9 protein-coding genes are annotated in these 12,204 nt (G+C 70.6%); 5 read left to right on the top strand and 4 right to left on the bottom strand.

Annotated elements, in window-relative coordinates:
• Positions 1 to 12 precede the first annotated feature (12 nt).
• The 3 genes from SB816_RS06170 (at position 13) to SB816_RS06160 (ending at position 4,374) form a co-directional block, all read left to right on the top strand.
• A complete protein-coding gene (locus SB816_RS06170; protein WP_054500769.1) occupies positions 13 to 1,017 on the top strand; it encodes a Bug family tripartite tricarboxylate transporter substrate binding protein in 1,005 nt (334 codons plus the stop codon).
• A gap of 149 nt (positions 1,018 to 1,166) precedes the next feature.
• Complete coding sequence (locus SB816_RS06165) at positions 1,167 to 2,030, top strand: sulfurtransferase (protein WP_269872177.1); 864 nt, start codon at positions 1,167 to 1,169, stop codon at positions 2,028 to 2,030.
• A 7-nt stretch (positions 2,031 to 2,037) separates the two neighbouring features.
• The gene (locus tag SB816_RS06160; protein ID WP_410546635.1) at positions 2,038 to 4,374 is read left to right on the top strand and encodes a molybdopterin guanine dinucleotide-containing S/N-oxide reductase; all 2,337 of its coding nucleotides are present in this window, start codon (positions 2,038 to 2,040) and stop codon (positions 4,372 to 4,374) included.
• A 42-nt stretch (positions 4,375 to 4,416) separates the two neighbouring features.
• On the opposite strand, the gene SB816_RS06155 is transcribed toward SB816_RS06160, so the two are convergent.
• The 3 genes from SB816_RS06155 to SB816_RS06145 all read right to left on the bottom strand — a co-directional run bounded on the left by SB816_RS06155 (position 4,417) and on the right by SB816_RS06145 (position 7,208).
• Complete coding sequence (locus SB816_RS06155; RefSeq protein ID WP_116793719.1) at positions 4,417 to 5,430, bottom strand: cyclase family protein; 1,014 nt, start codon at positions 5,428 to 5,430, stop codon at positions 4,417 to 4,419.
• 87 nt (positions 5,431 to 5,517) lie between these two features.
• Positions 5,518 to 6,207 (bottom strand): DsbA family protein, encoded by a 690-nt coding sequence (locus tag SB816_RS06150; RefSeq protein ID WP_254603853.1) that lies wholly within the window; start codon positions 6,205 to 6,207, stop codon positions 5,518 to 5,520.
• Positions 6,208 to 6,299: 92 nt separating this feature from the next.
• Positions 6,300 to 7,208, bottom strand: a complete 909-nt coding sequence (locus tag SB816_RS06145) for a LysR family transcriptional regulator (RefSeq protein WP_144655471.1) — start codon at positions 7,206 to 7,208, stop codon at positions 6,300 to 6,302.
• 130 nt (positions 7,209 to 7,338) lie between these two features.
• On the opposite strand from SB816_RS06145, the gene SB816_RS06140 reads away from it, so the two are divergent.
• The gene (locus SB816_RS06140) at positions 7,339 to 8,028 is read left to right on the top strand and encodes an ankyrin repeat domain-containing protein (RefSeq protein WP_116793721.1); all 690 of its coding nucleotides are present in this window, start codon (positions 7,339 to 7,341) and stop codon (positions 8,026 to 8,028) included.
• Between the two features lie 77 nt (positions 8,029 to 8,105).
• Here the strand turns inward: SB816_RS06140 and SB816_RS06135 are convergent, their stop codons facing one another.
• On the bottom strand, positions 8,106 to 8,540 hold the full coding sequence (locus SB816_RS06135; RefSeq protein ID WP_231132852.1) for a response regulator: 435 nt from the start codon (positions 8,538 to 8,540) through the stop codon (positions 8,106 to 8,108).
• Positions 8,541 to 8,790: 250 nt separating this feature from the next.
• On the opposite strand from SB816_RS06135, the gene SB816_RS06130 reads away from it, so the two are divergent.
• Positions 8,791 to 12,195, top strand: coding sequence for a response regulator (locus SB816_RS06130; protein ID WP_410546634.1), 3,405 nt, complete (start codon positions 8,791 to 8,793; stop codon positions 12,193 to 12,195).
• The last annotated feature ends 9 nt before the right edge of the window (positions 12,196 to 12,204 follow it).

The following is a 12,204-nucleotide window of genomic DNA, read 5'->3' as shown; positions in this document are numbered from 1 at the left end:
GAGACAAACACCATGGGCATTTCCTTCGCGAGCGGCGCCATGCGCCGGCTGGGGCGGCGCGCCGCCATCGCCGCGACGCTGGGCCTGGCCGCGCTGGCCGGCGGCCAGGCGCAGGCGGCATTTCCCGAGCGTCCCATCACCCTGGTGGTGGGCTTTCCGCCGGGCGGCGGCGGCGACCTCTACGGCCGCCTGATCGCCACCGCCATGGGCAAGACGCTGGGGCAGACCGTGATCGTCGAGAACCGGCCGGGCGCGGGCGGCAACATCGCCGCCGGCCTGGTCGCCAAGGCCGCCCCGGACGGCTACACCATCCTGCTGGCGATGAGCGGCAACCTGGCCGTGTCGCCGGCGCTCAAGCCGCAGAGCCTGCCGTACAAGGTGCCGGACGACTTCGCGCCGATCGGCCTGATCCTGGAAGCGCCGCACGGCCTGTTCGTGGCCACGCCGTCGCGCTTCAAGACGGCGCGCGAAGTGATCGACGCCGCCAAGCAGCGGGAGCTGACCTTTGCCTCGACCGGCACCGGCGGCGCCGCCCACATCGGCATGGAGACCATCAAGGAACTGGGTCACCTGAAGCTGCTGCACGTGCCATACAAGGGCTCCGGCCCCGCCATCACCGACATGCTGGGCGGACAGATCGACATGTTCTTTGCCACCGCCTCGCCGCTGGTGCCGCAGGTGCAGCAGGGCCAGTTACGCGTGCTGGCGCTGACCGGCCGCCAGCGCAGCCCGATCCTGCCCGAGGTGCCGACCTTCAAGGAACTCGGCATCGACATGACCATGACGCAGTGGTATGGCCTGGCCGCGCCCGCCGGCACGCCGCCGGCGGTGGTCAAGACACTGTCAGAGCACCTGTCGCGCGCGCTGGCGGACCCCGCGGTGCAGAACACCATCCGCAAGGACGCCGCGATGGAGCGCGACCTGCCGATGGACCAGTTCAAGCAGTACATCGTCGAAGACATCGCCAACTACCGCAAAGCCGCCACGCCGGACCTGCTCAAGCAGATCGGGCAGTGACCCCGTTCCCCCCTTTCAGGATACCCACCCATGTTGAAGAACTGGACCGACACCCTCGCCAACAACCGCAAGGCCGGCGCCGCCTGCGTGTACTCGCTGCGTGCGATGGACGCGCTGGCCGCCGGCCAGGCCTGAGCGGGGAGCGACGCATGCACACCACGCTGATCTGCGCGCAGGACCTGGCCCGAGCCTTGCACGGCCCGCACCGCGAACGCATCCTGGTGCTGGACTGCGGCTTCGAATTGACCGACCCGCAGGCCGGCCGCCGTCACTACGACGCCGGCCACCTGCCGGGCGCCTTCTACGTCCACCTCGAAGACACCCTGAGCGGCCCCAAGACCGGCCGCAACGGCCGCCACCCCCTGCCCGACCGCGCCGCGCTGGCGCGGGCCCTGGCGGCGCTGGGCGTGAACCCGGACACCCAGGTAGTCGCCTATGACAACGCCGGCGGCATGTACGCGGCGCGCCTGTGGTGGCTGCTGCGCTGGATCGGCCACGAAGCCGTGGCGGTGCTGGACGGCGGCGCCAGCGCCTGGCAGGCGGCGGGCCTGCCGCTGACCACCGATGCGCCTGTCCCGCGCGCGGCAGGCGCGCTGGTCGCGCGCGACGGCCGCCAGCCGACCCTGGACTACGCCGGCTTGCGCGCAGCGCTGGCCGGGCACGACCGCCTGGTGCTCGATGCCCGCGCGCCCGACCGCTACCGGGGCGAAAACGAAACCCTGGACGCGGTCGGCGGCCACATCCCCGGCGCGCGCAACCGCTTCTTCCGCGACAATCTGGGCGCCGACGGACGGTTCCTGCCGCCTGCCGCGCTGCGCGAAGCGTTCCTGGCGCGCCTGGAAGGCCGCGCGCCGGACGCGGTGGTGTGCCAATGCGGTTCGGGCGTCACCGCATGCCACAATCTATTGGCCATGGAAGTCGCCGGCCTGCCCGGCGCGGCCCTCTACCCCGGCTCGTGGAGCGAATGGAGCGCGCAGCCCGGCGCGCCCATCGCCACGGGCGCCAACCCCTGACACGCCCATGATCGACGCCTCTTCCCAACCCGCCCGCGCCGACGACGGCCGCAAGCCCCACAGTGCGCATTGGGGCGTGTTCTCCGCGGCCTGGCGGAACGGCGTGCTGGACGTGCGGCCGCATCCGGGCGATCCGGATCCGAATCCGCTGATAGAGAACTTCACCAACGCGCTTGACCATCCCGCGCGCGTGACCACGCCGATGGTGCGGCGCGGCTGGCTCGAACGCGGACCGGGGCCGGACCCGCGCCGGGGACGCGACGACTACGTGGCGGTCAGTTGGCCCGACGTGCTGGATCTGCTGGCCGCCGAACTGCGCAGGGTGCGCGACCAGCACGGCCCGCAGGCGGTGTTCGGCGGTTCGTATGGCTGGTCCAGCGCCGGCCGCTTCCATCATGCGCAGAGCCAGGTGCACCGCTTCCTGAACACGGCGCTGGGCGGCTACGTGCGTTCGGTCAACAGCTACAGCGCCGGCGCCTCGGCGGTCATCCTGCCGCACATCCTGGGCAGCATGGACGACGTGGCGCGCCGCAACGTCACCTGGAAGCAGATCGTCGCGCACACCGACGTGGTGCTGGCCTTCGGCGGCATGGCGCTGAAGAACTCGCGCGTGGCCAGCGGCGGCATCAGCCGCCACATCGAGCGCGACTCGATGCGCCAGGCCGCGCAGCGCGGCTGCCGCTTCCTGAACATCAGTCCGCTCGCCTCCGACCTGCCGGCGGAGGCGGCGGCGCAATGGGTGCGCGCGGCGCCAGGCACCGACGTGGCCCTGATGCTGGCGCTGGTGCATGAGCTGGTGGCCAATGGCTGGCATGACCAGGCGTTCCTGCGCGACTTCTGCGAGGGCTGGGATGGCTTCGAGGATTACCTGATGGGCCGCACGGACGGCCAGGCCAAGGATCCGGCCTGGGCCGCGCCGATCTGCGGCGTGCCGGCCGCGGACATCGCGCGGATCGCGCGGTCGCTGCCGGGCAAGCGCGTGCTGGTGACCGTGTCGCATTCGCTGCAACGCGCCGAACATGGCGAACAACCGGTCTGGATGGGCGCGGTGCTGGCCGCGGCGCTGGGACAGTTGGGGCTGCCGGGCGGGGGCTACGCCTACGCGCTGGGCACGCTGGCGCATTACGGCAAGCGCAGCAACGCGGTGCCGGTGGCTTCGCTGCCCCAGGGGGTGAACGGCGTCAAGGACTTCATCCCCGTGGCCCGCATCGCCGACATGCTGCTGCATCCCGGCGAGCCGTTCGACTACAACGGCAAGCGCATGCATTATCCGCGTATCCGGCTGGCCTATTGGGCGGGCGGCAACCCCTTCCACCACCACCAGGACCTGAAGCGCCTCGCGCGCGCCTTCGCCACGCTCGACACCTTCGTGGTGCACGAGATCGGCTGGACCGCCACCGCGCGCCACGCCGACATCGTGCTGCCCTGCACGATGACGCTGGAACGCGAGGACATCGGCGGCGCGCCCACCGACCCGCTGCTGGTGGCCATGCACCGCATTGCCGCGCCCAACGGCCAGGCGCGCGACGACTACGACATCTTCACCGACCTGGCCGAACGGCTGGGCGCGCGCGAGGCCTTCACCGAAGGCCGCGGCAGCGCCGAATGGCTGCGCCACCTGTATGAAAGAACCCGCGCGGCCCTCGAGGAAAAAGGCCTGGACGCGCCGGACTTCGATCAGTTCTGGAAGCGCGGCGAATTGACGCTGCCGCAACAGGACGACGACGGCGGCATCCTGCGCGCCTTCCGCGACGATCCCGCCGGCAAGCCGCTGCCCACGCCCAGCGGCAAAGTGCAGATCAGCTCGCCGACCATCGCCGGCTTCGGCTATGCCGACTGCCCCGGCCATCCGGCGTGGCTGGCGCCGCAAGACGCGCCGACCCCGGCGCATCCCCTGTTCCTGGTGGCCAACCAGCCCGCCACCCGCCTGCACAGCCAACTGGATTTCGGCGCTCACAGCGCCGCGCAGAAGCGCCAGGGCCGCGAGGTCTGCACCCTGCATCCCGCCGACGCCGCGGCCCGCGGCATCGCCGAGGGCGACATCGTGCGGTTGTTCAACGAACGCGGCGCCTGCCTGGCCAGCGCCACGTTGAGCGAGGCCATCATGCCCGGCGTGGCGCAGTTGCCCACCGGCGCCTGGTACGACCCGGTGCGCGACGAAGACGGCGAGGTGACGCTGTGCGGCCACGGCAATCCCAACATCCTGACGCGCGACGTCGGCACCTCGTCGCTGGCGCAGGGCTGCAGCGGCCAGTTGACGGCGGTGCAGGTGGAACGCCATGACGGCGCGCTGCCGCCGATCCGGGCGTTCGACCGACCGCGCACGGACGGCTCGCCGCGGTGACGGCCGGGGCCCGGCCCGCGGCCGTCAGCGCGGCGGCGGCGCTCAGCGCAAGGGCATCGCCACCGGACGCAGCGGCGCGGCGTCGCCGCCGCGGATCTTCAGCGGCCCGCCGATGAAGGCGAACTCATAGACCTTGTCGCGCGACAGTTCGTCCAGCGCGGCCAGCTCGATGATCGGCACGCCCTGCTGCGCCAGCAGATAGGTATGCAGCGGCACGTAGTCGTCGGCGACCTCGGACGGGAAGGTCTCGAAGCTGAGGTTGTCCGCCCCCAGGATCATGGCGCCGCCCTCTTCCACCAGATAGCGCGCCGCGTCCAGGCCCATGCCGGGCGGCTGGGCCATGTAGGCGGCCGGATCGTGGTACAGCTTCATGCGGCCGGTGCGGATCAGCACGATGTCGCCCTGGCGCAGTTCGGTCTTCTGGCGCGCCAGCGCGGCCTTCAGGTCCTGGCGCGTGATGCGGTACGAATCCGGCAGCATGTCCACGCCCTTGAGCGCGGCCACGTCGATCAGCACGCCGCGCGCCACCAGCGGCGGGAATTTCTCGATGCCGGTGCGTTTCCAGCCGCGGTCGCCCAGGTGTTCGTCGGCGCGAAAGCCGTTCCAGATCTTGCCGTGGATGCCGAAGTGGTTCAGCGCGTCGATATGCGTGCCGGTGTGGCTGTACATCGAGAACGCGGTGCCGGTGTAGCTGCGCGTGGCGTTCATGTCCTTGCCCACGCCCATCGGATCGTCGACCTCGGTGCCGCGCGGCGTGTGCGTCATCCAGAACTGGTAGCGCGGATCACCGGCGTCCTGCCAACTGGGCATGCCCACGTAGTATTCGGTGGCCAGGTCATAGACCTTGTCGCCGGCCACGCGCGACATGACGGCGGCGCGCGATTCGGGCGTGATCAGGTTGAGGCGGCCGATCTCGTCATCGGGCCCCCAGGGGCTGACGCCCACTTCCTGGCCGGAGGCCGGGGCGCGCGACGGCGCGCCATGCGCGAACACGTTGCTGGCAAGAACGACGCCCAGCGCGAGGCCGAGCAGTTTGCGGGAGTAAGGGAGCGGCATAAGACACCTTGAGCAGGAAAGCCTCGTCCGGCGGACGGGCGGGATTGAGGAAAAGGAAAGGCGAGCGCTGACGACGCCGGATCGGCGTCAGCCGCGCGCGGGCATCAGCGCCGCCAGGCGCTGCCGCAGCTCGGCCAACGGCAAGGTCTGCAGGCGGGCCTGGTGCGGCCCCGCGACCAGCGTGGGGATGGAATCGATGCCCAGCCGCGCGGCGGCGGCGCGGTCGTCGCGCACGCGCCGCGAGGCGTCCTCGCCCTGCATGATGCGGGCGAATTCGGCGCGGTCGAAGCCTTGCGCCACGGCAATGTCCAGCAGGACCGCGGCGTCTCCGATGTTGCGATGCTCGCTCAGGTGGGCGCGCTGGATCGCGTCGAACAGGTCCCAATGCGCCGCGTCGCCCGCGAGCAGGTGGGCCGCCTGGCAGGCCAGGGCGCCGGCCAGGCCGCTGGGATAGTCGAAGGTCTCGGCGCGCATGCCCTCGACGTCGATGCGCGCCTCGTCATCGTGGCGGGCGCAGGCGTCCCAATGCCCCAGGATGACGCGCTTGGCGCGCTCCATCGAGCCGAACACCCGACGCATCTGCTCGGGCGATTCCTGCAGCACGAAACTGCGCTGGCGCACCGTGATGCCGAGTTCGGCGGCCACCTGACGCAGGCGCGGGGACATGACGTAGCACCAGCCGCAAACCACGTCGTGGAAGAAGTCCACGACCCGCGGCGCGGCGGGCGCGGGGTTGCCGGCGGGCGCGGCGGGGGTGGCGGGCGAGGTCGAAAACATGCGAGCATCCATCGGGTTTCAATGGATGCCAGCTTACGGACGGGGCGGCGCGCGAGTAAGGCGTTCGCCGGCAGGACTCTATTCGCTGGGCGTCAACAATCGCCGCCCATGGCGGCCGGCAGATGTTGCGCCAGGAAGTCCACGAAGGCCTTGACCTTGGGCTGGAGGTGACGGCTGGTGGGATACACCGCGTAGACCTGGCGCGGCGCGCTGGGCAGATCGGGCAGCACCCGCGCCAGCCGGCCTTCGGCGATGGCGGGCGCGGCCAGGAAGGACGGCAGCGCGCCGATTCCCAGGCCAGCTTCCAGCAGGTCGCGCAGCATCAGGCTGTTGTTGGCCTGGACCCGCGTCGGCACGCCGAACGGGTCGGCGGGATGGCTGGCATCGTCGTCCGGCACCGGGCCGGGGCTGTCGGCCAGGCTATAGCTGAGGCAGTCATGCCCCCGCAAGTCGTCCACGCTGCCGGGATGGCCGCGCTGGGCAAGATACGACGGCGCCGCGCACAGCACCTGCGTCAGCGACGCCAGCCGGCGGGCGATCAGCGAGGAATCATCCAGTTGCGCCCGCAGGCGGATCGACACATCGAAGCCCAGCCCCACGGCGTCGACCAGCCGGTCCTCCATGGCCAGGTCCAGCCGCAGCTCCGGATACTGCCGCAGGAAGCGCGCCAGCAAGGGCGACAGCACGCTCAGCGCGAACGACACCGGCGCATTCACCCGCAGCCGCCCGGCCACGCGCCCGGCCTGCTGCTTGATGGATTTTTCCAGGGTATCCAGTTCGTCGAGCAGGCGGCAGCATTCGGCATAGTAGGCGGCGCCGGTGTCGGTCAGGCTCATCTTGCGCGTGGTGCGCTGGATCAGCACCGCGCCCAGGTGGGCTTCCAGCGCGCGCAACTGCTTGCTGAGGCCGGCGGACGACATGTCCAGGTCCTCGGCCGCCTTGGCGAGGCTGCCCAGTTCCACGATGCGCCGGAAGGCGCGCATGTAGTTGAAGGTGTCCATGGCGGAAACGGAGAGAAGGGAATCCCGGGATTCTGCAGCGATCGGCGGTATTCGCCAAACGGGGCGCCGGCGACGGATCATGGCGGCATAATCGAGGCAGTATCCACGACACGACAAGGAGACCCGACGCATGTCCATCATCCGCTCCTGGCGCGCCTTCCTGGCCGCCACCCTGCTGGCGGTCGCGGAGGGCAGCGCGGCCAGTTCGGGCGCGGCCGGCGAGACCGAGGCCGGCGCCGCCCTGTTGCAGGCCGCCGGCGACGGCGACGCCGCCCGCGTCCAGGCCCTGCTGGCCCGGGGCGCGCCGCTGGAAGCGCGCGACGCCGACGGCAACACGCCGCTGCTGCGCGCCACGCTGATCAACGCGGAGGCGGCCGCCTCCGCGCTCATCCAGGCCGGGGCCGACGTCAACGCCAAGAACGCCATGCAGGACAGCGCCTACCTGTACGCCGGCGCCCGCGGCCACAACGGCATCCTGGCGCAGACGCTGCGCCATGGCGCCGACCTGCGCAGCACCAACCGCTACGGCGGCACCGCGCTGATCCCGGCCTGCGAACGCGGCCTGGTCGAAACGGTGCGCATGCTGCTGGCGGCCGGCGTCGATCCGGACCATGTCAACCGGCTGGGCTGGACGGGGTTGCTGGAGGCCATCATCCTGAGCGATGGCGGGCCGGACCACCAGGCCGTGGTCGCGCTGCTGATCGCGGGCGGGGCCGATGTGAACCTGGCCGACGGCGATGGCCGCAGCCCCCTGTGGCACGCGCGCCAGCGCAGGCAGGCGGCGACGGCGCAGCTGCTGCTGGCCGCCGGGGCGCGCTGACGGCGCCGGCCGGCCCCTGTCTTCGATATGAGTTCGTGCGCAGGCGCGGGCCGAGCCCGGCGCGCGGTGAAACGGCGCTACGCGGCCAGGGCGGCCAACTCGCGGGTCTCGCCCGCCGCCAGGATCGGCGCGCCGGCGCGCGGCCGCCGCACGGGCGCCGGCGCCAGGCGGCGCACGGCCGCCAGCACATCCTGCGGCTCGGCGGGCTTGCGCATCAGGGTGGCGCGCCCTTCGCAGACCGCGGCGATCTCGGCTTGCGGACGGCCGCTCAGGACCAGCACCGGCGTATCGCCGAGGTAGGCGTTCTCGCGCATGGCAGTCAGCAAGGCGCCGCCATCCATGCCGGGCATGGACAGATCGGTGATGACCAGATCCGGCCGCACTTCGAGCATCTGCTGCAACGCGGTCAGGCCGTCCGTGTGCGTCGTGACGTCATAGCCTTCGCCGCTCAGGAATTCGCTCATCAGGGTGACCAGCACGGGCTGGTCGTCGACCAAAAGGATTTTCGTCATGGTTGTGCGCTGCCACGCGTGCGGGACGCCGGCGGGCAGACGGATAGGTGGAACCGGGTAGACGCCGAATCCTAGGACATGCGGACCCTTCATGTGTGAAGTAATTGTATCCGGACGAAACGAATGCCCCATCCGCCTGTATAGTCTCGCGGGTTTGGCCGGGCAGCCGGGATCGCGGCTCGTCCCTATAATTGTCGCCGCCCCCCCCGCCCCGCGCGCCGTCCTCTTCCCCGAGCCGTCAACCGTTCCCATGCCGAATTCGCAACAATCCGCCAGCCGCCACACCCTTCCGCGCACCTTGATGGCCGGTTTCGTGACGGCGGCGCTGGCCACCCTGGTCATCGCCTTCGTCAACGTGCGCTCGGCCGAGACCCGGACGGAGGCGGTCAGGGCCATGGACCGCGCCACCGAGACCGTGCGCCAACTGAGCCTGTTCAACTCGGCGCTCAAGGATGCCGAGATCGGCCAGCGCGGCTACCTGCTGACGGGCGACCCGGCTTACCTGCAACCGTATCTGCGCTCGGTGCCGTTGATCGAACAGCGCCTGGCGCTGGTCAAGGAAGCGGCCACCGCGGATTCGGCGCAGCGCCGCATCGTCAACGACATCGCGGGCATCACCCAGCAGAAGCTGACGGAACTGCGCGAGACCATCGAAATGCGCAAGGCCGGCGACGTGCAAGGCGCAATGGCCGTGGTGCGCACCGATGCCGGCAAGGAAGCGATGGACCGGTTGCGCGACCTGGTCGCCGACCTGTACACGCGCCAACTGGGCCAGGTCGAGGAGCAACGCGAAACCTGGGCCGCGGCCTCGACCACCTCGACCTATTACTCATGGGGCGGGTCGATGTTGCTGCTGGCGCTGATCCTGGCGTCGGCCGCCGTGACCATCCGTGAGTACCGCGCCAAGGCGCGCCAGGCCTGGGTCACGACCGGCCTCTCGGGCCTGAGCCTGCGCTTGCGGGGCGATCATCGCCTGGACGAAATCGGCAAGCGCGCGCTGGACTACCTGGCGGACTACCTGCACGCCAGCGTCGGCGCCGGCTACGTCGTCAACCACGGCGGCGACGAGCTGGAACTCTTCGGCGGCTATGCCCTGCCGACCGAGCGCCTGGCGCAGAAGATTCCCGCCGCGCAAGGGCTGGTCGGGCAGGCGGCCAGCTCGCGCAAGCTGCTGCACCTGCGCGACGTACCGCCCGGCCACCTCCCGGTCTCGTCGGCCACGGGCACGTCCAATCCGGCCGAACTGATCCTCGCGCCCGCCATGCAGAACGATCGGGTCTATGCCGTGATCGAACTGGGCTTCACCCACGCCGTGGGCCAGAGCGAGCGCAGCCTGCTCGAGGGCGCCTCCGAGATGCTGGCCTCGGCGATCCGCGCCGGCCTGGACCGCACGCGGCTGGAGGCGCTGCTGGCGGAAACCCAGCGCCAGTCGGAAGAACTGCAGACCCAGCAGGAAGAATTGCGCGTCAGCAATGAAGAGCTGGAACAGCAGAGCCGCATCCTGCAGGAATCGCAGGCGCGCATGGAGGTGCAGCAGACCGAGCTCAAGCAGGCCAACGTCAGCCTGGAACTGCAGACCGAGCAATTGTTGCGGGTGCAGGGCGCGCTGACCGACAAGGCGCGGCTGCTGACGCAGGCCAGCCAGTACAAGAGCGAGTTCCTGGCCAACATGAGTCACGAACTGCGCACCCCGTTGAATTCGACGCTGATCCTGTCCAAGCTGCTGTCCGAGAACAAGCCGGGCAACCTGAGCGCCGACCAGGTCAAGTATGCACAGACCATCTACGAAGCGGGCAGCGACCTGCTGGCGCTGATCAACGACATCCTGGACCTGGCCAAGATCGAGGCCGGCCAGGCCACCGTGGAGGTCGAGGCCGTGGCCATCGCGCCGGCGCTCGAGCGGCTGCTGGATCCGCTGCGCCCGATCGCGCAGGACAAGCGCCTGACCCTGGAACTGGACATCGCCGCCGACGTGCCGGCGTCTTTGCATACCGACCCGCAGCGGCTGGGCCAGGTGCTGAAGAACCTGCTGTCGAACGCCCTCAAGTTCACCGAGCAAGGCAGCGTTGCGCTCAAGGTGTCGCGCGCGCCGCGCAACATGCTGTCGTTCGCCGTGCAGGACACCGGCATCGGCGTGCCGGCCGACCAGCAGGAACTGATTTTCGAGGCCTTCCGCCAGGCCGATGGCAGCAGCCATCGCAAGCATGGCGGCACCGGTCTGGGGCTGTCGATCTCGCGCGACCTGGCCAAGCTGCTGGGCGGATCCCTGTCGCTGGTCAGCACGCCGGGGCAAGGCAGCGTGTTCACGCTGCTGCTGCCGATGCGCCTGGAGGCCGCGCCCGCGGCGCCCGTCCCCAGCCTGCCCGCGCCGGTCCCGACGCCGCCCGCCATCCCCGCCTGGGCGGCGCCCGCCGCCGCGCCGGCGGCCGAACCCGTCCAGCCGGACCCGGAACCGGCCCGCGAGGCCGGCCGCACCATCCTGGTCATCGAGGACGATGAACGTTTCGCCGGCATTCTCGGCGACCTGGCGCACGAAATGGGCTTCGGCTGCCTGGCCGCGCACACCGCGACCGACGGCCTGGCGCTGGCGGCACAGCGCCGGCCCGACGCCATCGTGCTCGACATCAACCTGCCCGATTTCTCGGGCCTGGGCGTGCTGGACCAGCTCAAGCGCAACCCCCACACGCGCCACATCCCGGTGCACATCGTGTCGGTGGCCGACTACGCCCAGGAGGCCATGGGCCGCGGCGCGATCGGCTACGCGCTCAAGCCCGTCAAGCGCGAGGAACTGACGCAGGCGCTGCTGCGCCTGGAGGCCAAGTTCACCCAGAACGTGCGGCGCGTGCTGGTGGTGGAGGACGACGACCGCCAGCGCGAAAGCGTGCGGGAGCTCCTGGCGCGCGACGACGTGGAGATCGTGCCGGCCGCGACCGCCGGCGCCGCCCTGAAGCTGCTGCGCGAGACCACCTTCGATTGCGTGGTCATGGACCTGAACCTGCCCGACATCAGCGGCTACGAATTGCTGCGCGAAATGGCCGAGCAGGAGAGCGTGTCGTTCCCGCCCGTGATCGTGTACACCGGCCGGGCGCTGTCGCGCGACGAGGAGCAGCAACTGCGCCGCTTCTCCAAGTCCATCATCATCAAGGACGCGCGCTCGCCCGAACGCCTGCTCGACGAGGTGACGCTGTTCCTGCACCAGGTCGAGGCCGACCTGCCGCCGCAGCAGCGCCAGATGCTGGAGCTGGCCCGCAGCCGCGACAGCGCGCTCGAAGGCCGCACGGTGCTGGTGGTCGAGGACGATGTGCGCAACGTGTTCGCGCTGTCGAGCATCCTGGAGCCGACCGGCCTGCGGGTGGAGATCGCGCGCAATGGCCGCGAGGCCCTCGAGGCGCTGGACCGCGTCGGCGTGGACGGCCACCCGGCGATCGACCTGGTGCTGATGGACATCATGATGCCCGAGATGGACGGCTACACCGCGATGCGCGAGATCCGCACGCGGCCGGAGTGGCGCCGCTTGCCGATCATCGCGCTGACCGCCAAGGCCATGAAGGACGACCAGGAGAAATGCCTGGCCGCCGGCGCCAACGACTACATCGCCAAGCCGCTGGACGTGGAGCGGCTGTTGTCGCTGGTGCGCGTCTGGATGCGCAAGTAACCAGCGGCC

This window comes from Achromobacter sp. SIMBA_011 (assembly GCF_046535435.1).
In the GTDB taxonomy this organism is placed as follows: domain Bacteria; phylum Pseudomonadota; class Gammaproteobacteria; order Burkholderiales; family Burkholderiaceae_B; genus Achromobacter; species Achromobacter dolens.
This window is presented reverse-complemented; position numbering and strand designations above follow the sequence as displayed.